21 protein-coding genes are annotated in these 22,257 nt (G+C 67.2%); 7 read left to right on the forward strand and 14 right to left on the reverse strand.

Annotated elements, in window-relative coordinates; translation table 11 throughout:
- Nucleotides 1-73: 73 nt before the first annotated feature.
- Entirely contained in the window at nt 74-307 is a 234-nt protein-coding gene (locus DI624_RS03135; RefSeq protein ID WP_291535946.1) for a hypothetical protein, read from the reverse strand.
- A gap of 90 nt (nt 308-397) precedes the next feature.
- Between DI624_RS03135 and DI624_RS03140 the strand changes: the two genes are divergently transcribed.
- On the forward strand, nt 398-1,012 hold the full coding sequence (locus DI624_RS03140; RefSeq protein WP_291535947.1) for a hypothetical protein: 615 nt from the start codon (nt 398-400) through the stop codon (nt 1,010-1,012).
- 455 nt (nt 1,013-1,467) lie between these two features.
- Complete coding sequence (gene gltX, locus DI624_RS03145) at nt 1,468-2,802, forward strand: glutamate--tRNA ligase (protein ID WP_291535948.1); 1,335 nt, start codon at nt 1,468-1,470, stop codon at nt 2,800-2,802.
- Nucleotides 2,803-2,824: 22 nt separating this feature from the next.
- Here gltX and DI624_RS03150 read toward each other — a convergent pair whose 3' ends face one another.
- Together DI624_RS03150 and DI624_RS03155 are read right to left on the reverse strand one after the other, a co-directional pair.
- Nucleotides 2,825-3,118 carry a hypothetical protein gene (locus DI624_RS03150; protein WP_291535949.1) on the reverse strand — a complete coding sequence of 98 codons (294 nt, stop codon included), beginning with the start codon at nt 3,116-3,118 and terminating at the stop codon, nt 2,825-2,827.
- A gap of 105 nt (nt 3,119-3,223) precedes the next feature.
- Nucleotides 3,224-3,826, reverse strand: a complete 603-nt coding sequence (locus DI624_RS03155; RefSeq protein ID WP_291535950.1) for a TIGR00730 family Rossman fold protein — start codon at nt 3,824-3,826, stop codon at nt 3,224-3,226.
- A 111-nt stretch (nt 3,827-3,937) separates the two neighbouring features.
- On the opposite strand from DI624_RS03155, the gene DI624_RS03160 reads away from it, so the two are divergent.
- Nucleotides 3,938-4,693 (forward strand): hypothetical protein, encoded by a 756-nt coding sequence (locus tag DI624_RS03160; protein ID WP_291535952.1) that lies wholly within the window; start codon nt 3,938-3,940, stop codon nt 4,691-4,693.
- A 66-nt stretch (nt 4,694-4,759) separates the two neighbouring features.
- On the opposite strand, the gene mnhG is transcribed toward DI624_RS03160, so the two are convergent.
- From mnhG to DI624_RS03195, 7 genes are all read right to left on the reverse strand, one after another.
- Nucleotides 4,760-5,116 carry a monovalent cation/H(+) antiporter subunit G gene (gene mnhG / locus DI624_RS03165; RefSeq protein WP_291535953.1) on the reverse strand — a complete coding sequence of 119 codons (357 nt, stop codon included), beginning with the start codon at nt 5,114-5,116 and terminating at the stop codon, nt 4,760-4,762.
- On the reverse strand, nt 5,113-5,394 hold the full coding sequence (locus DI624_RS03170; RefSeq protein ID WP_291535955.1) for a K+/H+ antiporter subunit F: 282 nt from the start codon (nt 5,392-5,394) through the stop codon (nt 5,113-5,115). Before DI624_RS03170 ends, mnhG begins: the two co-directional genes overlap by 4 nt.
- Complete coding sequence (locus DI624_RS03175) at nt 5,391-5,879, reverse strand: Na+/H+ antiporter subunit E (RefSeq protein ID WP_291535956.1); 489 nt, start codon at nt 5,877-5,879, stop codon at nt 5,391-5,393. Before DI624_RS03175 ends, DI624_RS03170 begins: the two co-directional genes overlap by 4 nt.
- Entirely contained in the window at nt 5,876-7,471 is a 1,596-nt protein-coding gene (locus tag DI624_RS03180; RefSeq protein ID WP_291535957.1) for a monovalent cation/H+ antiporter subunit D, read from the reverse strand. The genes DI624_RS03175 and DI624_RS03180 overlap by 4 nt, the downstream gene beginning before the upstream one ends.
- Nucleotides 7,468-7,809 carry a Na+/H+ antiporter subunit C gene (locus DI624_RS03185; protein ID WP_366099099.1) on the reverse strand — a complete coding sequence of 114 codons (342 nt, stop codon included), beginning with the start codon at nt 7,807-7,809 and terminating at the stop codon, nt 7,468-7,470. Before DI624_RS03185 ends, DI624_RS03180 begins: the two co-directional genes overlap by 4 nt.
- Nucleotides 7,809-10,724, reverse strand: coding sequence for a monovalent cation/H+ antiporter subunit A (locus DI624_RS03190; protein ID WP_291535960.1), 2,916 nt, complete (start codon nt 10,722-10,724; stop codon nt 7,809-7,811). The genes DI624_RS03185 and DI624_RS03190 overlap by 1 nt, the downstream gene beginning before the upstream one ends.
- Nucleotides 10,725-10,999: 275 nt before the next feature.
- Nucleotides 11,000-12,034 (reverse strand): LysR family transcriptional regulator, encoded by a 1,035-nt coding sequence (locus DI624_RS03195; protein ID WP_291535961.1) that lies wholly within the window; start codon nt 12,032-12,034, stop codon nt 11,000-11,002.
- Between the two features lie 61 nt (nt 12,035-12,095).
- Here DI624_RS03195 and DI624_RS03200 point away from each other — a divergent pair, with 61 nt between their 5' ends.
- A complete protein-coding gene (locus DI624_RS03200) occupies nt 12,096-13,106 on the forward strand; it encodes an NADP-dependent oxidoreductase (protein WP_291535962.1) in 1,011 nt (336 codons plus the stop codon).
- A 122-nt stretch (nt 13,107-13,228) separates the two neighbouring features.
- Here DI624_RS03200 and DI624_RS03205 read toward each other — a convergent pair whose 3' ends face one another.
- Nucleotides 13,229-13,693 carry a siderophore-interacting protein gene (locus tag DI624_RS03205; protein ID WP_291535963.1) on the reverse strand — a complete coding sequence of 155 codons (465 nt, stop codon included), beginning with the start codon at nt 13,691-13,693 and terminating at the stop codon, nt 13,229-13,231.
- Here DI624_RS03205 and DI624_RS03210 point away from each other — a divergent pair.
- Complete coding sequence (locus DI624_RS03210; protein WP_291535964.1) at nt 13,692-15,572, forward strand: PQQ-binding-like beta-propeller repeat protein; 1,881 nt, start codon at nt 13,692-13,694, stop codon at nt 15,570-15,572. The two genes, DI624_RS03205 and DI624_RS03210, sit on opposite strands and share 2 nt — an antisense overlap.
- Nucleotides 15,573-15,603: 31 nt before the next feature.
- A complete protein-coding gene (locus tag DI624_RS03215; RefSeq protein ID WP_291535965.1) occupies nt 15,604-16,941 on the forward strand; it encodes an amidohydrolase family protein in 1,338 nt (445 codons plus the stop codon).
- Between the two features lie 47 nt (nt 16,942-16,988).
- Here the strand turns inward: DI624_RS03215 and glf are convergent, their stop codons facing one another.
- The 3 genes from glf to galE form a co-directional block, all read right to left on the reverse strand.
- Complete coding sequence (gene glf, locus DI624_RS03220) at nt 16,989-19,280, reverse strand: UDP-galactopyranose mutase (RefSeq protein WP_291535966.1); 2,292 nt, start codon at nt 19,278-19,280, stop codon at nt 16,989-16,991.
- Nucleotides 19,281-19,374: 94 nt separating this feature from the next.
- Nucleotides 19,375-20,679, reverse strand: a complete 1,305-nt coding sequence (locus DI624_RS03225; RefSeq protein WP_291535968.1) for a family 1 glycosylhydrolase — start codon at nt 20,677-20,679, stop codon at nt 19,375-19,377.
- Between the two features lie 2 nt (nt 20,680-20,681).
- Nucleotides 20,682-21,704, reverse strand: a complete 1,023-nt coding sequence (galE, locus tag DI624_RS03230; protein ID WP_291535970.1) for a UDP-glucose 4-epimerase GalE — start codon at nt 21,702-21,704, stop codon at nt 20,682-20,684.
- A gap of 249 nt (nt 21,705-21,953) precedes the next feature.
- On the opposite strand from galE, the gene DI624_RS03235 reads away from it, so the two are divergent.
- The gene (locus DI624_RS03235) at nt 21,954-22,241 is read left to right on the forward strand and encodes a hypothetical protein (RefSeq protein ID WP_291535972.1); all 288 of its coding nucleotides are present in this window, start codon (nt 21,954-21,956) and stop codon (nt 22,239-22,241) included.
- Nucleotides 22,242-22,257: the final 16 nt, after the last annotated feature.

Below are 22,257 nucleotides of genomic sequence, written 5' to 3' on the forward strand. Positions count from 1 at the left end.
ATGGGCGCTTATCGCCATGGGAGGGCCTAATCGCCCATATTTGGGTGCTAAGAGGATCGATGCGCCCTGGCGCTCAACGATCCCGCTGACGACCGTGTCGCTGCTCCCGGTCCGACGATCGCGCCAGTCCGGCCTTTTCCGCGGCATGGGCGATCAGGCGCTGCTGGGCCTGCGTGTCCATCACGATGGTGCGGACCACCAGGGAGGCCCGGCGGAGCCGCTCCTCCATCTCCGCCCGGCCATGCGGCAGCCCGGCCGCTGCGCGGTCCCGGTCCCGGGCGCGATAGCCTTGAATCTCCAGGCCCATGGCCGGGCCTGCACCCAGACTTCGCGCCGGAAGGCCTCGTCTCCCGCCACCTTGAGGCGGGTCCAGCCGCGATGTTGTGCGACCTTGAGCATGTCCGCGACGGTGTCCGGATTGCGGCAGAAGAACCTGCGCCAACTCCTGGTGTGCAGCCGTCAATCCGTCCCTTTGCCCGAAGGAGCGCTGGAACGTCGTAGGCAGGGTCAACTGCGTTGGAGCGAACGCGACGAAGGTTGGGAGGTCTTCATCCCTTGCGCCGCGTTCAAGAACGCCGGTTCGGCCTACTTCTCCAAGCGCCCCTTTCGTCTTCTGCTTCCCGACCTGAAGGGCCTCTATGAGGCGATCGAAGCCTACCTCGCCAAGCATAGGCGGATACTGCTTGCCGCTTCGCCCGATCCTGGGACCTTCTTTGTGAAGACGGTGAAGATGAGCAGCCGATCGGCCGCCTACAGCCAGACCACCTTCTATGAGGCGTGGCGGCTCGTCATCCAGCGGTACGGCATCTTCAATCCCTACACAGGCCGGGGCGCGATTGGGTTGTTGCCCCATGGTCCTCACAGCGTCAGGGATGTGCTGGCGACGCATGTGCTGAAAGTCACGGGCTCCTACGAGCAGGCCAGCTACGCCATCCAGGATACTCCGAAGACGGTCGCCGAGCACTATGGACGCTTCCGCAAGATAAGGCGGCCATCGCTGCGCGCGTCTTGAACCAAGTTGGTCGGCAAATAGCTGATGGCGTAAGCGGTCGGCGCAACGATACGAATCGCGACAATGTTTACACGAAGAGACGTTTCGCGGCCTTTCGACTCAATTCCAAAGTTGCGCCGACCACATTTTCGGGCGAACGACCAAAAAGGTGGAAAAAGATAGCGTAATCACGCAATTGTGATACCGCTTATTTCTCTAGTAAATTCAACGGCAGAAGTAATGCCAGAGCGATTTTCCAGTATCGTAGTTTTCTCAGTTTGAAAATATTGAGAGCAATCAAAACGATATTTGTCTCACTACTGATCGAGTGGGAATAATTCAGGCCTTTCGGACGCTTTCGAAACCGCTTCCGAGGTGAAATCCTATGATGACGGCGGTTCGATCCGAGCCGCGCCTTGACTTCGCCGGGTTGCGGCGCGACCTAGCCGCCTCGCTTTCGAGGTCGTTGATCCCCCATGTCCGTCAAGGTTCGTTTCGCCCCGTCGCCGACGGGTAGGCTGCACGTCGGCAATGTCCGCACCGCCCTGGTGAACTGGCTGTTTGCGAAAGGGCAGGGGGGGGCGTTCGTGTTGCGTATCGACGACACCGACCTGGCTCGCTCGACGGCCGAGTTCGAACAGGGGATCGAGGACGATCTGACCTGGCTGGGGATGACGTGGGACGAACGCCACAACCAGTCCAAGCGGTTCGACCGATATGAAGAGGCGGCGGAGAGGCTGAAGGCCTCCGGGCGTCTCTACCCAGCCTATGAGACGGCCGACGAACTGGACCGCCGCCGCAAGGTGCAGTTGTCGCGCGGCCTGCCGCCGATCTATGACCGCGCCGCTCTGGAACTGACCGAAGAGCAGAAGGCCGCCTATGAGGCCGAGGGCCGTCGCCCGCACTGGCGCTTCAAGCTGGATGGCAAGCGCGTCGCCTGGGACGACCTGGCGCGCGGCCATGCCGAGGTCGACACCGCCTCGATGTCCGATCCGGTTCTGATCCGCGAGGACGGCCTGTTCCTCTACACCCTGCCGTCGGTCGTGGACGACATCGATATGGCGATCACCCACATCATCCGGGGCGAGGATCACGTCACCAACACCGGCGCCCAGATCGAAATCTTCGAGGCGTTGGGCGCGCCCGTGCCGGGTTTCGCCCATATGCCGTTGCTGGTCGGCGCGGACGGGGCGGCCCTGTCGAAACGGCTGGGGTCGCTGTCGATCAGCGATATGCGCGACCAGGGTTACGAGCCAATCGCCATCACCAGCCACCTGGGCCGGATCGGCACGTCGGACCCGCTGGAGGTCGCCGAATCCATCGCGGCGCTGGGCGCCGGCTTCGCCTTCTCAAAGATGGGCCGTTCGCCGGCGCGCTACGACACGGCGGATTTGGACCGGCTGAACGCCCAGGCGCTACACGTCATGGACTATGAGACGGCCAGGCCGCGGCTTCAGGCGCTGGGCGCCGACCTGGGCGAAACCTTCTGGTCCGTTGTACGGGGCAATCTGAACAAGTTCGCCGATGTCGTTGAAATGGCGAAGATCGTTCAGGGGCCGATCCAGCCGGTGATCGAGGACGCGGCCTTCATCGATGCGGCCGCGAAACTGCTGCCCGACGTGATCGACGAAACCGCCTGGCCGACCTGGACCAACGCCGTGAAGGCTGAGACGGGCGCCAAGGGCAAGGCGTTGTTCATGCCGTTGCGGCTGGCGCTGACCGGCCAGGCGCACGGGCCGGACATGGCCGCCCTGGCGCCGCTGATCGGGCGCGAGACCCTGCAGCGGCGTCTGAGAGGCGAGGCGGCCTGAGCCGCCTCGACCCTTTGCCGGATTAGGCGTTGCAGACGGCCAGTTCTTCGGCGCTAAGTTCGACGCCCTTGTAGGCGAAGGCGGTCACAGGGCCGAACTTCTGAACCACGCGGCGGCAGGCGCGCGTGGCGGGCTGCTCCGTGCCGCCAGCGGCTGTGCAGGTCGCGCCCTCGCAGGACCAGCGAGCGCCGTCGATGATGGTGGCGCGAGCCGGCGCCTTGGCGGCGTCGGCCAAGGTCAGGCGAGTGGCGGCGGGCGTCTGGGCGACGGCCGGAGCGGCGGCGAACAGGGCGGCGGCGATAAGCAGGGCGCGCATGGGAAACTTTCCGCATCGAAGAACGGCGTCTTGCCGCCGTGTCCCCAATGTCAGTTTCGGATAAAAACTGTCAATACGTCGGCCGCGAATAGAAGCGGCGATCACTTAGCGACGATCATGTCTTTGCTGCGGCGCCTCGGGAGTCTGGAGCTGGGCCCAGGCGTCCTCCACCGTGTCGGCGACGGTCCAGGCGTCCAGGAACGAAGGTGGGGTCATGCCCTCGTTCACACTGTGGCGCATCAGGGCGAAAAAGCCGTCCCAGAAGCCGTTCAGGTTCAGAAAGACGACCGGCTTGTGGTGCAGGTCCAGCCGTTTCCATGACAGCAGTTCGACCACCTCTTCCAAGGTGCCGATGCCGCCGGGCGCCACGACGAAGGCGTCCGACTGATCGTACATCAGCTGTTTGCGCTCGTGCATGGAGGTGACGACAACGGTCTCGACCTCGTCGAACAGGCGTTCGCGGCTGCGCAGGAACGCCGGCATGATGCCGACGACGCGGCCGCCCGCCTCATGCGCGCCCCGCGCGGACGCCCCCATCAGCCCCACGCCGCCGCCGCCGTAGACCAGCCGCCATCCGGCCTGGGCCGTTGCGCGGCCAAAGGCGTAGGCCGCCTCGGCATAGGCGGGGTCGGCGGTCTCGGAGGCGCCGCAGAACAGACAGACGGACGGGCCGTCGAACGGCTGGAACGAAACGGGGGGCAGGGACATGGGGCCTCGAACAGAACGAATGCCGATCCGACCCATGGCCAAACCGGCGGCGCTCGCGCTAACACCAGCGCAAGCCGCTGGGTCGCCAGTCCTATATCGTCGAGGCCAAGGATGAAACGTCGGATCAGCATCGCGATCGTCGCGGCCCTGGCGGCGGCGGGCGCGACGCTGTCGGCCTGTTCGCGGGGCGATGGCGGGGTGGCTGGACCGGCTGGCGCGGAAAAGGCCTCGCCCTGGGTTCGGCCCCCGCTGATCGACGGGGTGACGCGCGACGGCGGCGTGCTGATCGTGCGCGGGGCTGCCGATCCCGACGCCCGCGTGGTGCTGCGCGCACCGGACGTGGCGGCGGTGGCGGTCAACGCCGATGCGGCCGGGCGTTTCGAACTGAGGCTGCCGCCGCTCTACGGCGACTTACGCCTGACGCCTGAGGTGCAGGTGGGCGAGGACGCCGCCGTCTCGCCCGAAACGCTGGTGGTGATCCAGGGCGGGGCCGGGCCGGTCGCCCTGATCGCCGCAGGCCAGCCGACGATCAGGCTGGACGGGAGGGGCGTGCTGGATGCGGTGGATTCGGATGGATCGACCCTGATGATCTCGGGTCCGGCTGGGCACAAGCCGCCCGTCGTCGCGATGGGCGGGGTTGCAGCCAACGTCGCGCCGTCGTCGCGGGGGCGCTGGCGGGCCATGGCGGGCCGGGCGGGCTCCGTGGAGATCGTCGTGGACGGCCAGGCCTTCGACTATCCTGGAGACGCCGGGCAAGGCGGATTCTCCATTGCGCGCGCTGGCCAGGGATGGCGCATCAATTGGCCGGTGCAGCCCAACGGCCATCAGAGCGCCTGGCTGCCGGATCGTCCCGCCGCCGCTCGTTAAGATGTTGGAAACCAATTCGGTTAACCAATGAGAGCGCCCTTAAGGGCGCCATCACCGAACCTAGCTTCAGCCCGGCGGCCCCCTGCCGGGCTCTTTTTTGTCGTCGGCGTCCTCGGTGCGGTCGCGGAAAAGGGCTGCACGCGCCAGAAGGATAAGCGTCACCGGCGTCGTCACCGTCAGGAAAAGGCCGATCAGGATTTCGCGCGGCATGAAACGCCCTTCGACCGCCGTGAACCAGACGATGGAGGCCGCCAGCACCAGGGCCATGCCCAGGGTGGCGCCCAGGGTCGGGGCGTGCACCCGCTCGTAGAAGGTCTTGAGCTGGGCCAGGCCGATCGCGCCGATCAGCGACAGGGCGGCGCCGGCCAGGGCCAGGCCCGCGACCACGAAGGCGACCCAGGGGGGAACTTGGTCGGCGCTCATTCGATCACCTCGCCACGCATCAGGAACTTGGCCAGAGCGACGGTGGCGGCGAAGCCCAGCATGCCGATGATCAGGGCGGCCTCGAAATACAGCTGGCTGTTGGTGCGCACGCCGAACACGACGACCAGCAGCATGGCGTTCAGATAAAGGGTGTCCATGCCCAGCACGCGATCCTGGGCGCGCGGTCCGCGAACGATGCGCCAGACGGCCAATCCCATGGCGCAGACCAGCATCAGCTGGGCCAGGCCCATACCCCAGACCAGAACCGCCGCCGTCATTCGAAAATCTCCATCAGCCTGCGCTCGTAGCGGTCCTTGATCAGCCGTATCCATTCCTCCTCATTGACCAGGTCGAGCACATGCAGCAGCAGCCGGCCGGTCGCCGGCTCGTATTCGACCCACAGGGTTCCGGGGGTGCTGGTCACGATGATGGCCAGGACGGCCAGGGCGTAGCGGTCGCGGAGCTCCAGCGGCACATGGATGAAGCCCGAGGTGCGACTGCGCCGCCGCCCCGCCACGATGATCTGCGACACCGCCCAGTTGGAGCGCACGATGTCGGCGGCGACGTCTGCAAACAAGCTGAGGATGGCGGAAGGGCTCTTCACCCGCACCCGCTCGACCCTGAGGGCCAGCATGATGGCGGGGGCGAAAAGCGCGATCAGCAGCCCCAGGGCGAGCGACGGCGGGGCGAGGGAGTTGCTGAGCAAAACGGAGGCGACGAACAGGCTCGCCGAGAGGATAGGGTAGGGCAGGATGCGTCTCATCGGCCGCCTCCGCTCAGGACGGCCTGAACATAGGCCTGCGGATCGGCCAGCCAGGCGGCGGTATGGTCGGTATAGACCAGGGCCGGGCCAGCGAAGACGGCCAGCAGCACGCAGGCGGCCAGGAGGCCCGCCAGGGCCGTCGCCTCGGCCGCGCCGACGACCAGGGCGGGAGCGTCGTCATCGCGCGTCCAGATGGCGCCGACGCCCAGGCGGGTCAGGCCGATAAGGGCGCCGATGCTGGAGACCGACAGCACGGCCGTCAGAATCCAGGGCGCCGCGCCGCCCTGGCGCACTAGGGCGTCGATCATGGCCAGCTTGCCGACGAAGCCCGCCAGCGGGGGCAGACCCGCCAGCATCAGGGTGCAGATCAGGAACGCGCCGCCCAGGGCCGCCACGGCCGCCGGGATGACCAGCCCGGGCTCGTTCCTCTCGTCGTCGTCGAAGGGGTCGCGATATTCGTCGTCGAACACCGCCCGCGCCTCGCCCACGTCGGGCTCGCGGCCTCGCTGTAGGATCTCGGCCAACAGGAACAGGGCCGCACAGGCCAGGGTCGACCCGATCAGGTAATACAGGGCGCCGCTGAGCGCCGACGTATCGCCGACGCCGAGGATGGCCAGAACCGAACCGGACGAGATTATGACGCCGAACCCGGCCGCCCTGGACAGGTCGCGCGAGGCGATCAGGCCGAAGGTGCCGAAGGCGACGGTCGCCAGCCCGCCGACCAGCAGCCAGGTCAGGCCGAATCCGGCCGACGCCCCGGCCTGGACGCCGAACAGCAGCAGGCTGAGCCGGATCACCACATAGACCCCGACCTTGGACAGGATGGCGAATGCGGCGGCCGAAGGGGCGCTGGCCGCCGAATAGGTCGAGGTCAGCCAGAAGCCCAGCGGCCACATGGCGCATTTGATCAGGAAGGCCGTGCCCAGCACGGCCGCCCCGACGTGGAACAGGCCCAGGTCGCCGGCCGCGACGCCCGGAACCCGCGCCGCCAGATCGGCCATGTTCAGGGTGCCCGCGACTCCATAGATCAGCGACACCCCGATCAGGAACAGCAGAGACGCCGTCAGATTGACGGCGATATAGAGCACGCCGGCCCGAACTCGCGCCTCGCCCGATCCGTGCAGGGCCAAACCGTAAGAGGCGGCCAGCATGACCTCGAAGAAGACGAACAGGTTGAACAGGTCTCCGGTAAGGAAGGCGCCGTTCACCCCCATGATCAGCGTCAGAAACAGGGCGTGGAAACGCGGCCCCGCCCGATCCCATCGCGCCAGGGCGAAGATCAGGGCTAAGCCGCCCAACACGCTGGTCAGGGCCACCATCAGGGTCGACAGTCGGTCCGCCACCAGGACCACCCCATAGGGCGCGGCCCAGTCGCCCAGGCGATAGACGCGCGCCGTGTCGCCGCCGCCCGCCGCCCCGGTCGCGCTTTCGTGGAGCAGAATCAAAGCCATGGCCAGTATGGCCGCCATGGCGGCCAGGCTCAGCGACGCCTTCAGGGTGCGCCGACGCTCGTCGATCAGCAGCATGGCCGCAGCGACGGCCATAGGCAGCAGGATCGGGCCGATGATCAGATGGTCGTGCCAGTGGGTCATGCATCCGGCTCCTTGCCGTCCACATGGTCGCTGCCGGTCACGCCGCGCGCCGCCAGGATGACGACCAGGAACAGGGCTGTCAGGGCGAAGCTGATGACGATGGCCGTCAGTACCAGGGCCTGGGGCGTCGGATCGGCGTAGCGGGCGGGCTCCGACACGCCGTCGACCAGAACCGGCGGAGCGCCCGACTTCAACCGCCCCATGGCGAAGATGAAGATGTTGACGGCATAGGACAGCAGCGACAGGCCCATGATGACCTGGAATGTGCGCGGGCGCAGCATCAGCCAGACCCCCGACGCCGCCAGGACCCCAATGGCCAGAGCCAGAACCAGCTCCATCATGACGGTTCTCCCTCGGGGTCTGTCTGTTTGGGCTTGCGCAGCGACTGGTGCGCCAGGGCGACCAGGGTCAGGACCGTGGCGCCGACCACCAGCACCACCACCCCGAGGTCGAACAGGACAGCGCTGGCCAGGGGCACGCGGCCCAGGATCGGCAGGTCGGCGTACCGGAACCAGGAGGTCAGGAACGGCCGGCCGAACACCCAGGCGCCTGCGCCGCTCAGCACCGCGATCACCAGGCCGGCCCCGATCCAGTTGATCGGGCGGATGGTCAGCCGTTCCTCCACCCAGCGCGCGCCCGAGGCCATGTACTGCAGGATGAAGGCGATCGACAGCGCCACCCCCGCCGCGAATCCACCGCCCGGCAGATCATGGCCGCGCAGGAACAGGTGCACGGCCAGCAGGATGATGAAGGGGAATATCCAGCGCATCACCACGCGCGGGATCAGCATGGTCTCTTTCAGGGTATCGCCCTCGGCCCGATGTTCGTGGTCGCGGTCGGAGGCGTTCTGAACCCGCTGCTGCGTGGGTCCGGGAAGGCTGTCGTCGGCGGGCCGGAACCGGCGCAATAGGGCGAACACGGTCAGGCCGACAATGCCCAGCACCGTGATCTCGCCAAAGGTGTCGAAGGCCCGGAAATCGACCAGGATCACATTGACGATGTTGCGCCCGCCCGCATCGCGATAGGCGTGCTCGACGAAATAGCGCGAAATCCCCTCGACCGGCGGCCGGGTCATGACGGCGTAGGCTATGGCGGACAGCGACAGGCCCGCCGCTCCGGCCACGATCAGGTCTAGACGGCGGCGGCGGCGAGAGCGGCGCTCCATCGCCGCAGGCAGGCGGATGGTCTCCAGCCGCTTCGGCAACCAGCGCAGGCCCAGCAGCAGAAGGACGGTCGTGACCACCTCCACCAGCAACTGCGTCACCGCCAGGTCGGGCGCCGACAGCCAGATGAAGGAGATGCAGCTGGCCAGACCCGCGCCGCCCATCAACACCACCGCCGCCAGCCTGTGATACTTGGCCTGCCAGGCGGCGGCGACGGCGCAGGCCCCGCCGGCCAGCCAAAGGCCCGCGAAAGCCCAGTTGGACAGGGTGAAGGTCGGCGTGATCGGCACGATGACCAGACCCGCCCCCAGCGCCGCCAGCCCGCCGGCCAGCAGGGCGACCAGAACGATGGCTCTGAGCTGGGGCTGCTGGCGCGCCGAACCGAAGACGCGCACCATCGCGTCGGATCCCTTGAACAGGCCGGTCATGGCCTTTTCAAACAGCCACCCGCCGTTCAGCCGCTTCCAGCCCCAGGGGGCGCCGCGCGGATTGGCGTTGATGCGCCGGCCGAACACGACATACAGCGCCACGCCGCCTGCCAGGGCGACGATGCTGAGGATCAGCGGCAGGTTGAACCCGTGCCACAGCGCCAGGCTGTAGTAGGGCAGGTCGAACCCCAGAACCGACACTGCGGCGCTTTTCAGGAAGGGGCCGACCGTCACCGCCGGGAAGATGCCGACGACCAGGCACAACCCCACCAGCACCTCGACCGGACGACGCATCCAGGCCGGCGGCTCGTGCGGGGTGCGGTCCAGTTCGGTCGGCGGCGGGCCGAAGAAGGTCGTGTGGATGAAACGCAGCGAGTAGAGGACGCTGAAAGCGCTGGCCAGGGTCGCCAGTGCGGGCAAGATCAGGTTCAGGCCGTGGGTGTTCACGCTGGCCACCGCCTCGGCCAGGAACATCTCCTTGGATAGAAAGCCGTTCAGCAGGGGCACGCCCGCCATCGCCGCCGCCGCCACCATGGCCAGGGTGGCGGTGTAGGGCATGAAGCGGAACAGTCCGCTCAGCTTTCTCATGTCGCGGGTGCCGGCCTCGTGGTCGATGATGCCGGCGGCCATGAACAGGGACGCCTTGAAGGTGGCGTGGTTCACCGTGTGGAAGATGGCGGCGATGCAGCCCAGCGGACTGCCCAGGCCCAGCAGCAACACGATCAGGCCCAGGTGGCTGATAGTCGAATAGGCCAGGAGGCCCTTGAGATCGTGCTGGAAGATGGCGCACCAGGCGCCGAGCAGAAGGGTCGCCAGCCCTGCGCCCCCGACGATCAGATACCAGCTTTCGGTGCCGGCGAAGACCGGCCAGAAGCGGATCAGCAGAAAGACCCCCGCCTTCACCATGGTCGCGGAATGCAGATAGGCGCTGACCGGCGTGGGCGCGGCCATGGCGCGCGGCAGCCAGAAATGGAAAGGGAACTGGGCGCTCTTGGTCATCGCCCCCAGCAGAATAAGCAGCAGGGCCGGCAGATAGAGCGGGCTGGCCTGAATGGCGTCCCGTGACGCCAGGACGACGTCCAGGTCGTAACTGCCGACGATCCGCCCGATCAGAATCATGCCGACCAGCAGGGCGACCCCGCCCGTCGCCGTGACCGTCAGGGCCATGCGCGAACCCTCGCGCGCGGCCGGGTTCTGGTGCCAATAGCCGATCAGGAGGAAGGAAAAGAGGCTGGTCATCTCCCAGAAGACCACCATCTGGATTAGGTTGCCCGACAGCACCACCCCCTGCATCGCGCCCATGAAGGCCAGCAGGAAGGAGAAGAAGCGCGGGACCGGATCCTTCGGCGACATGTAGTAGCGGGCGTACAGCACCACCAAGGCGCCAATCCCCAGGATCAGGGCGCTGAACAGCCACGACAGCCCGTCCAGCCGCAGCACAAGATTGACCCCCAGCGAAGGCAGCCAGGGGATCTCGTAGCGCAGCGTCTCCCCGTCCTGGAACATCGGCCAAAGCGCCGCCAGACACCCCAGACTGACCAGGGCCACGATCCACGACAGGATAGCGGCGGCCGTGCGCGCATGACGCGGCAGGCCGGCCGCCGCCATCGCGCCCATGAAGGGCAGGATCAGGATGATCAGGAGAAGCAAGCTGATGGACATGAAGGCGGCGCGTCTCTCCGAACAACCGGGGGGCTTTGCCGAACGCTCAAGGTTCGGCAAGGTTCTCACCTAGGGGCTGGCGCAGGGGCCGTCAAAGCGACACCGGGGCGCGGCTGGAACGGTGTGGTCTCGGCTTCGGCGACAAGCGCGACAGCCCGGCTTCAAAGGGCGTGCGAACCGCGTCGACTGGCGAGAGCGGCCCTTCGGCGTGGGGGATTCGACGATGCGGCGAGCGGCTTTCACGCGATGGCGGCGCATCGGCGCCGACCGGCCGCTCATAGGTCAGCGTCGACGCCACCGTCCAGCGTCAGCTCTTGCAGCAGGGCCAGGAAGGCCCGCACGGCGGGGTTCGCCCTTCGACTTTCAGGCCAGAGGGCGGCGATGTTGTTCCGCTCGACGGCGAAGTCGGACAGGATGGGGACCAGTTCGCCGCGCGCCACATAGGGCGCCGCGATAAACGTCGCGAGCATGCCGATGCCGCCGCCGGCCGCGACGGCGGCGACCAGCGCTTCGCTGGCGTCCGCCATGATCCCTGACGGGGGGACGATCTCGATCTCGCGCTCGCCGATCCGAAACGGCCAGCGATAGGATTGCCCCGTGCTCTGGTAGCGCAGGTTGACGGTGTCGTGCCCCTCCAGGTCGTTCGGGCGCCCCGGCTCGCCCCGCTCGGCCAGATAGCCCGGCGATGCGAAGGCGCAGAGCCGGTAGGGCGCCAGCCGGCGCCACAGGAGCCGCGAATCCGCGGGCTCCCCGATCCGCACCGCGATATCGATGCCCTGCTCGACGATGTCGACGATCTGGTCGCTGAGCCGCAGATCGACCATGACGTCAGGGTAGCGCCTGCGAAACGCAGGCAGGGCGGGTCCGATCAGATGGATGCCTATCGTCAGGGGCGCTGCGATCCGCAACGTGCCCGACGGCGCCGACCGGGCCATGATCGCGGCCTGCTCGATCTCCTCGGCGTCGCGCAACAGTCTGAGGGCGCGCTCGTGCAGGTCGCGGCCTTCCGGGGTCAGCGTCAGCGAGCGGGTCGTGCGGGTGAAGAGCGACACGCCCAGGCGCTGTTCAAGCCGTTGCACGCTTTTGCTCACCGCCGAGGGCGAGATGGAGAGCGAGCGGGCGGCGGCCGTATAGCTGCCCATCGACCCGGCCCGCGCGAAGGCGATCAGCCCGGTCAGCCTGTCCAGGCCGATCTGTTCCTTCATGGCATGATTAAAGCGACACAGAGCGGCATTATCAACCGAGTCTGCGCTGTCTATTTGTCGATCCTGATCGCATCGACGGCCTCTTCCCGAGAATGCGACGTTCAACAGACCGATGCACAGCCGTCTCGCCAAGGCGGCGGGCTGGTCGAGCCATGAGGATCACGGAATGTCGGAAAAGACGATGAAGGCGATACGGCAACATGCGTTCGGCGGTCCGGAGGTGCTGCAATATGAGGATGCGCCGCGGCCCACCCTTCAGGCCGGCGAAGTGCTCGTCCGCGTCCACGGGGTCGGCCTCAATCCCCCCGACTGGTATCTGCGCGACGGGCTGAAGATACTGCCTCCGGAATGGCGGCAGCCGGTGCAATTCCCGCTGATCCTGGGAACGGATATCTCGGGCCGCGTGGCGGAGATCGCGCCGGACGTGCAGGGGTTCGCGATCGGCGACGAAGTCTATTCGATGGTGCGCTTTCCTACCGGGATGGGAGAGGCCTATGCCGAATATGTCAGCGTGCCGGCCTCCGATCTGGCGCACAAGCCGGCCGGTATCGATCATATCCATGCCGCCGCCGCGCCGATGTCGTTGCTGACGGCATGGCAATTCCTGATCGACGAAGGCCATGATGCGCCCAACCCCCTCCAGCCGACCCCGCACGCGCCGGTTCCGCTCGAGGGGAAGACCGTGCTGGTCAACGGCGCGGCGGGCGGCGTCGGCCATTTTGCGGTGCAGATCGCCAAGTGGAAGGGCGCGCATGTGACCGCGGTCGCGTCGGGCCGGCATGAAGCCTTCCTGCGCGATCTCGGGGCCGACGCGTTCCTCGATTACACCCAGGTCACGCCCGAAGACGTGGTGCACGATGTCGATCTCGTCGTTGACGCCATCGGCGGACCGACGACCGCCCGCTTCCTGCGAACGCTCAAGCGCGGCGGCGCGCTGTTCCCGATCTTCGGTCTTGGCGCCTCCGGCGGCGACGAGGCGGAGCAGCGCGGCGTGACCGTCTCGACGACGCAGGTCCGTGCAAGCGGCGCGCAGCTGGAAGAGGTCGGCCGCCTGCTGGATGACGCGACGATCCGCGTCGCGATCGACAGCGTCTTCCCGCTCGCCGACGCCCGCAAGGCGCACGAGCGCGCGGCCGAGGGCCACATCCGGGGCAAGATCGTGCTGACCGTGGACTGACCGGCGCTGAGGGCGGCGCGAGCCGGATGGTTCGTGTTCGCCCGGCCGTCTCCAGCGACAAACCAGGCCACGCTTCGCGGATTCCACCAAGTATCGACGACAACGGGGAAACGGCGGTTCGCTCAGGCAGTCGCCTCCTTGTCACGATGATCGGCGTCCCCGCGCTTCCAATAACCCGCCGCGTGGAGATTCTCGCGCGCGACCCGCCACTCCTGGACGGCATGATAGCGGACGGCCTGGACGATGGACGATTCCGCCGCCACGAACACCAGCGTCTCGGGGCCCGGCGCCGACATCGCCCTGGCGGCCGCGACCAGCCTGCTGTTCGCGCCCCGACCGTCTCGGCAGAGCCATTGGAGGTTCACCGCCGCAGCGCTTTCGATCCGCTGCTCCTCCGCGCGATCCTCGATTTCGACGAAGACGTCGGCGCGCGTCGCCGCCGGCAGCGCCTCCAGGATGCTCGCCATCGCCGGCAGCGCCGTCTCGTCGCCGAACAGCAGATAGTGCGTGTGGTGCGGCTCCAGACGAACGCCGCCGCGCGGATGCGGCTCGCTGATCTCGAACCGGTCGCCCGCCTTCGCCTGCATGGCCCAGTTCGACGCCGGCCCGAACCATTTCAGCCAAGCCGATCTGATCACGCCGGCCAACGTCGGCGGGCTCGTGCGGGCCTGGGAAGCCCACACGGGAGATCTGCCGGGGCCGGGCGTCACGACCGACTATCTGAACGAGAACACGCCGCTCATGGTCGGGCGCACCCTCTATGTCTGCACCCCCACCCAGCAGGTCGTGGCCTATGACGCCGCCACGGGCGCGGAGAAGTGGCGCTTTAATCCTCAAGCCGACGCCAAGGCCCTGAAGACCGCCGGCGCCTACTGCCGCGGCGTGGCCTACTACAAGGCCCCGGCTGGCGTGACGGACTGCCCCGAACGCATCCTCTGGGGCGTCACCGGCGGTCGGCTCGCCGCTGTCGACGCGCGCACCGGCCGGCTGTGCGCCGGCTTCGGCGAGAACGGGTATGTCGATCTCAAGAAAGGCATCGGCGATTTCACGCCCGGCTATTTCGGCAACACCTCCGCGCCGATCGTTTCAAGGGGGCGGGTCATCATCGGCCATATGGTGCGGGACGGCCAGGACCGGTTCGCGCCGTCCGGCGTCGTCCGCGCCTATGACGCCGTGACCGGCCGGTTCAGCTGGGCCTGGGATCTGGGACGCCCCGGCGACACGAGCGAGCCGGGACCGAACGAACACTACACCCCGGGCACCCCGAATGTCTGGGCGCCGCTCGCCGCCGATGACGAACTCGGTCTCGTCTATCTTCCAACCGGCAACGCCTCGGGCGACTTTTTCGGATCCACCCGCACGCCGCAGGAGGAGGAATACACGTCTTCGATCGTGGCGGTGGAGGCCGAGACCGGGCGCGTGCGCTGGCATTTCCGCACGGTGAATCACGACCTGTGGGACTTCGACATCGGCCCCCAACCGAACCTGGTCGACTGGCCGACGAAGGGCGGGTCCCGGCCGGCCGTGATCCAGGCGACCAAGTCGGGTCAAATCTTCGTCCTGGATCGCCGAACCGGCCAGCCGATCATGCCCGTCGTGCAGACCCGCGCGCCCCAGGGCGCCGATGGCGGCAACTGGACCGCGGCGACCCAGCCGATCTCGCCAGGCATGCCGATGACGGTCGGCGCACCCGGCAAGATCCCCGAACGGCTGACCGAGAGCGACGCCTGGGGGATCAGTCCGTTCGATCAGCTGATGTGCCGGGTTCAGTATCGGCGGCTGCGCTACGACGGCATGTTCACCCCGCCCATGGTCGGCGGCACCCTGGCCTATCCGGGCAATCACGGGGGCATCAACTGGGGCGGCGTCTCGGTCGATCTGCTGCGGGGGCTGATGGTGATCAACACCAATCGCCTGCCCTATGTGGAGCGCGTCATTCCGCGCGCCGAGATCGATGCGGCGGGGTCGAAGTCGCTGAACCAGAAGGGCTCGTCCAAGGGCTTGATGCCCCAGGTCGGACTGCCCGTGGGGGCGATGAAGGCTCCCTGGCTATCCGTCCTGGGCACGCCATGCATCGCGCCGCCCTGGGGCTATCTGGCCGGCGTCGATCTGCGGACCCAGGAGGTCGTATGGAAGCGGCCCTTCGGCTCGGGCTATGACACCGGCCCGCTCGGCATCAAGTCCCGGGTGCGGCTGCAGATGGGCACGCCCAGCGACTCCGGCGCCCTGACGACGGCGGGAGGCGTGACCATCATCGGCGCCACGCTGGACAATTTCATGCGCGCCTTCGACACCCAGAGCGGCGAAATGTTATGGGAAGAGCGCGTGCCTGCCGGTCCTCAGGGGGCTCCGCTGACTTACGAACTGGACGGCAAGCAATATGTCGTGGCGGTCGTGGGCGGCCATGCACGTCTTGGAACGACGTTGGGCGACAGCGTGATCGCCTGGACCCTGCCGTCGCGCTGATCTTCAAGCATTGATCGAAAGGATATCGGCCATGGATCGTCGAACCCTTCTATTCTCGGCTGGCGCGGCGGCTCTCGTTGGCGGCGGGGCGGCGGCGCAGGCGTCCGAGCCCATTGCGACGTTGCGCAACGTCAGGATCGCCGGGCAGGCTGGCGAAGCTGTCGACCTGCGTTTGCGTGACGGCCGGATCGCTCAGATCGGCCGGTCGCTGCCGGCGAGCGACGGTCAGGACCTGGACCTGGGCGGCAAGTTCGTCTCGCCGGGCCTGATCTCCGCCCACTGCCACATCGGATCGGTCCAGGGCGTCTCGGTCGGCGCCCAGTTCTACACGAGGGAGAACATCGCCCGCCAACTGGGCGTCTACGCGGCCTATGGGGTGACGACCGTCGCCTCGTTCGGACTGAATACAGACCTGTTCTACGCCATTCAGCGCGACGTGCGGACAGGCGCCATTCAGGGCGCGGATCTGTTCGGGGCCGATCGCGGCTTCGGCGTGCCGAATGGCGGCCCCCCGGCCCAGGCCACGTCCGCCCAACTCTTCCGTCCCGCTACCGAGGCCGAGGCGCGCGCGAATGTCCGGGAGAGCATCGAACGAGGCGCTGACTTCATCAAGCTTTGGCTCGACGACTTTCAGGGGGCCCATCTCGTCAAGATGGATCCTTCCATCTACCGCGCTATCATCGACGAGGCGCATAGAGGCGGCCGAAAGGTGATCGCGCACGTCTACTACCTCGAGGACGCCCGCGCCGTGCTGGAGGCTGGCGCCGACATCCTGGGCCATGGCGTCCGCGACCGGCCGGTGGACCAGGCCTTCATCGACCTGATGAAACGGCGCAAGGCCGCATGCATTCCCACCCTCGGTCTCGACGAGGCCTTCTATCTGTTCGCCGAACAGCCGGAGTTGCTTCAGACGCCGGTCCTTTCCGGCGCCCTTGATCCAGCGCTTCGAGCGCAGTTGTCGAACCCGCAATGGCGGGCGGGGACCCTGTCCAATCCGGCCTTGCCTCAATGGAAGGCCGCTTTTGCAACGAACAAGGCCAACGCGGCCGCCTTGCACCGGGCGGGCGTGACCTTGGCCTTCGGCGCGGATTCGGGGCCCATGCCCTTGCGCATTCCGGGCTTCGCGGAACACCGCGAACTCGCGCTGCTGGTCGAGGCCGGGCTGTCGCCGCGCGAAGCGATGACGATCGCGACCGAGGGGACCGCCTCTGTGATGGGTCTGGCGGATCGCGGTCGAATTCAGACGGGGATGCTGGCGGACCTCATCGTCCTTCCCGCCGACCCCTTCGCAGATGTTCGGACGATCGATCGGATCGAGGCGGTTTATCGTCTCGGCCGGCGTGTCGTCGCCAAGCCCCGGGCGAGCTAGACGTTGGGCCGCCCGAGTCGCATCTTCAGACCGAGATGGTCCGAGGCTTAAACTGCGGTTGAGCTTTGCGGCTTCTCGGCGGACGCCGCTCGCAGTCCCGGGGTTTTCCGGTAGGTCGCCAGCGCCTGACCGACCACCTGGTCCATGTTGTAGTATCGGTAGGTCGCCAGCCGGCCCACGAAAACGACATCCGGCTCGGCGGCGGCCAGCGCCTCATACTTCTTGAAAAGCGCCTGGTTCTCCTCGCGCGGGATCGGATAGTAGGGGTCGCCGTCGGCCGCTGGATACTCGTAAGTCAAACTGGTCGCGTCATGGCATTGGCCGGTAAGATGCTTGTATTCGGTGATCCGCGTGTAGGGCGTCGCCTCGTCCGGAAAGTTCACGGTCGCGACCGGCTGGACCCACGGCTGGTCCAGGGTCTGGTGGCGGAACCGCAGGGAGCGATAGGGCAGTTTTCCGTAACGGAAGTCGAAATATTCGTCGATCGGCCCAGTATAGACGAGTTGGTCATAGGCGACCTCGGCCATCACCTCGCGGAACTCGACACCTGTCCGAACGTCGATGTTGGGATGGTCCAGCATGCGTTCGAACATCCGCGTGTAACCCTCCAGCGGCATGGCCTGAAAGGCGTCGGTGAAATAGCGGTCGTCCGTATCGGTTCGGGTCGGAACCCGCGAGGTGACGGACTTGTCGAGGTCCGAAGGGTCCAGGCCCCACTGCTTGCGGGTGTAGCCCCGGAAGAAGGTCTCGTAGAGGTCCCGGCCGATCGCCGAGACCACCACGTCCTCCGAAGTGCGCACGATCGGCACAGGCTCGGCGCGCGTCGCGAGGAAGGTCGCCGCCGCCTCGTCCGTCTGCAGATCCAGGCCGTAGAGCCGGTTCAGGGTGGTGCGGTTGATCGGCATGGGGACGAGCATTTCCCCGATTTGGGCGAGGACGCGATGCTCATACGGACGCCAGCGCGTGAAACGCGACAGATAGGCGAAGACGTCGACCGAATTGGTATGGAAGATGTGCGGGCCGTATTCGTGGATCATAATCCCCGCCGCGTCGAGGTGATCGAAGGCGTTGCCGCCGACGTGAGGCCGGCGATCGACGACGAGGACGCGCTTGCCCGCGTCCGCCGCCAGCCTTTCGGCCATCACCGCTCCGGCAAAGCCGGCGCCGACCACCAGGACATCGTAACGCCCGCTTGCGCCCCGGGCGGGCCTGGTTCGCCTCTGCGCTCCTTTGGCCGCCCGCTGCGCCTGAACCCGGTCCAGCTGGGCCGACATGCGCAGCAGCGTCTGATCCCACGACAGGTCGGCGAGCGCCTCATCGACCTCGTCGAGCCAGGCGCCCGCTCCGCTTCGCGCCAGGGCGACGGCCTCGTCGCAGGCGGCGACGAAAGCCGCTGACGTGCCAGCGATCCAAACCGCCGCGAGGTCGCCGTAATGCCGCTCGACATCCCGGATCGGCGTCGACACCACGGGGCGTCCGCCGGCGAGGTATTCCGGCGTCTTGGTCGGGCTGATGAACCGGGTCGATTCATTGATGGCGAACGGCATCAGCGCCACGTCCCAGGTCGAAAGAGCGGCGGGCAGATCGTCATAGTCTCGCGGTCCGACGTATTCGATATTGTCGCGGCGCGGCAGGTCGGCTTCCGAAATCTTGACCACGGGGCCGACCATGACCAGCGTCCAGTCCGGCCGGGCGTCGGCGAGGTCTGCGATCAGCTCCAGATCCATCCGTTCGTCGATGACGCCGTAGAAGCCTAGCCGGGGACGGTCGCCGGTTCCCGCAGGCACGTCGCGAGCCTGGGCGAAATGGGTTCGGTCCACGCTGGAGGGAAACGGATGGATGTCGGGGTGGAGGTGCCGCTTCGCCTCGAACAGGCTGTAGCCCCCGGTGAACATCAGGTCCGCCGTGGCGATCAATTCCTGCTCCAGCGGACGCAGGCCTGACGGCGCGAAGCGGAAATTAGCCAGTTCGTCCATGCAGTCATAGACGACCAAGGAGGCATCGATATGCCGCGAAATCGGCAGCATCATCGGCGTGTAATACCATAGGATGGGATCGGCCACGTTCCAGGCGGCGAGCAGATCGTCGAGCAGACTGCGGAGGAGAGCCTGCAGGTCGTCCTCGGACAGGCCGTGCGGCGTGCGCGGGGTGACGACGACAACACCGCTTTGCGGACAGGGGCGCGCATCCATCCAGGCCTTGTCCCCCGGCTCCACCGGCGTCGGCTCCTCGACATAGAAGACAGGCCGGTCGGCGGCGAAACGCGTCATCAGATGTTGCGGGCGTTGAAAGACGAAGTCCCAGCGCAGGTGGGACAGGCAGACGATGGGCGACGCCATACCCGTCCGGCGGGGCAGGGGAACGACGCGAGCGTCAGCGGCCGGGGACGACGGGATGTTCGACGAGGGGGGCATTGGCGGCTTCCGGGCGTGACTAGGCGACAAGGGGTTGGGGAATGCAGAGCGGAGCGGTCGACGGCAGGGCAAGCCGGTCGGGGCGGTCCCACCACCCCGGCTGAAGATCGGCGGCAGGGGGTCCGCCCGAGGCGAGGCGGCGTACGGCGGTCCCCAGCGGCGTCTCGGGGACTCCCGGCGCGGCGGCGTCGAACACACCGGCTTCGTAACGGCCGTCGTCCTCGGTCAGCAGGCGGTCCCAGCCGACTGCGCCGAGCAGGGACCAGACGGTCACGGCCTCCACGAGCACGCCGGCTTCACGCGCCGCCAAGGCGGCGCGCCAGCACTGGTTCAACCAGACGGCCTGTTGCTCTGGATCGCAGCCCAGATGGCATTCGGTCACGGCGACCGGCAGGCCGTAACGGGCGTGCAGCGTTTCAAGGTTCCGCCGCCAGCCGGGGGTCCAGTCCGGCAGGGCGCGAACCGATTCGGTGTCGGCATAGGCCATCCGCCCATTGCCGCCGCGCAGGTGCGGCGGGTAGAGATCGATCCGGTGGTCGAGGAAGCGGTCGCTAGTGACATAATAATTCAGACCGATGACGTCCGGCGGGGCGGGGGCGCCCGCCAAGGCGAGCAGCCGCGACGTTAATCCGAAGGCGGCGAGGCGCGCATACAGCGGATGACCGGGGCCGACCCGCCCGCAAAGCAAATCCCACGTCATCAGCCGGCGGTCGTTGTCGAAAGCGGCCTGGGCCGCGCAGGGCGGGGTGGCGTCCGTCCGCCCGAAATCCTCGGTTTGAATGAGGCGGGCCTGCGGAACGACGCGCCGGATCGCCCGCATGGCCAGGCCTGTCGCCTCGATCTGGGTCAGCAGGGCGTTCCAGAACGCGGCTTCATCCCGAAGCCCGGGATGCCAGAGGCCGTAAAGGCAACTGAACCGCGCGGTCGTCAGCGGTTCGTTCACCGGCGTCCAGTCCGTGACCCAGGGATAGCGCTCAGCCACCCGGGCGGCATGGGCGGCTAGCCCCTCAGCAAACGAGGGCTGGGTCAGGTCGGTCCAGGTCGGGCCCGAGCCGTGGTGGATCAGTCCGACGATGGGGCGCACGTCAAGGGCCCGCAGGCGCAGCATGACAGCGTCCGGCCAGCGCCAGTCTAGGATGCCGGGCGCCGTTTCCACCTTCTCCCAAAGCACGGCGACCCGGAGCGCCCGCAGGCCGAGGGCTGCGAAACGGTCCAGGTCATCGAGGCGGTTCTCATGGCCCGTGAGCTTGAGTTGATCGTAGGTCCGGTCGCCGACACGATTGACCGTGCACTCCGCGCCGCCCCAGAGGTCGAGCCCCGCCATGCTCAAGCGGCTGCGCCGATGGTGCGGTCGAAGCCGAACCGCGGCGCCTTGCGCCAAGCCATGGCCGTCGTAACGATCTCGTCCAGAGAGGATTGTTCGGCGCGCCATCCCAGCAGCCGTCCGGCGCGGGAGGGGTCCGCGACGAGCGCGGCGGGATCGCCCTCGCGGCGCGGGCCGATCGAATAGGGCGTCGCGCGCCCCGTCGCGCGATCGATGGCCCCGACGACATCGAGCACCGAATGGCCGGCGCCGGAACCTAGGTTGATCGCCTCGAAGCCGTTGGGGCTAAGGGGCGCGGTCAGCGCCAGGACGTGAGCCCGGGCCAGGTCGCAGACATGGACGTAGTCGCGCAGGCACCCGCCGTCAGGGGTGGGATAGTCCGCACCATGGATCGTGAGCGCCGGTCCCAGGCCCAGCGCCGCCTCTATGGCGAGCGGGATGAGATGGCTTTCGCAAGCATGGGCCTCCCCCAGTTCGCCCGAGGGGTCGGCGCCGGCGGCGTTGAAATAGCGCAGCGCCACACCTTCCAGGCCATAGGCCCGAGCATGGGCGGCGATCAGCCGTTCGGCGGCGAGTTTGCTTTCGCCATAGGGATTGATGGGAGCCGTGACCTCGTCTTCGTCGAGACGGCCGAGATCGTCGGCGACGGGCTGGCCGTAGACCGCAGCGGTCGATGAAAACACCACTCGCCTGACCCCGGTCTGCCTCATCGCGCCCAACACCGCCGCGACCCCGTTCAGATTGACGTCCCAAAACAGGTCTGGCGCGATCACCGATCGGGCGACCTCGATCAATCCGGCGAAATGGATCACCGCATCGACCTCGAAGAGTTTCATGACCTCGGCGAGGCGTGCCTGGTCCCGAACGTCGCCCTGGATCGACGATCCCCAGCGGACGGCGTCCCGGTGGCCGTTGCTGAAATCGTCATAGACGATAGGCCTCAGGCCGGAGTGCGCCAGCGCCTTTGCGGTGTGCGAACCGATATAGCCGGCTCCGCCAGTGACCAGGATGGTCTTGAGGGTCATGAAACATCTCTCCGCATACGAAGAGAAGAAGACAACTTCCTCATCCGTTCCAAAAGTCGCCTAGCGGTCTTTTTGGCCCGCTGGCTTGTATGTGCTCGGTCCAGCAAAATTCTGATAGACGCTGCTGTCAGGGTGAGCACCCGGCCCGACGCCGCCGCTGTAATCTCGTGCGCAGCGAACCGCATTAAATGGGAAGCGGATGGAAATTCCGCCGCGTGAACCGTCTCCAAGGGCGCGAGTTGAAGGCGAATGTCGACTGATGATCCACAAACCTGTCGTCGCGCGCTTCGGGAGATCGGAGAGATCGCCGCCGTGGCGCGCTTGCCCGACACCCAGATGACGGACCGGGAAGCGCTGGAATCCATTTCCGCGATCGCCGAATGGGTGGACGAAGAGACATCGGGCGCTCAGCCGGATTGCGGCAGCATCATCCATCGCCTCAACACCCTGACGGCTGACGTCGACTTCGAGGCCCTGACGGATGGGGAGGCGCTCGTCCTTTTCAGGACGGTCCTTGACGCGCTCCGCCGGGTCTGACGCCGGATGCGACGCC

This window comes from Brevundimonas sp. (genome assembly GCF_003248455.1).
In the GTDB taxonomy this organism is placed as follows: domain Bacteria; phylum Pseudomonadota; class Alphaproteobacteria; order Caulobacterales; family Caulobacteraceae; genus Brevundimonas.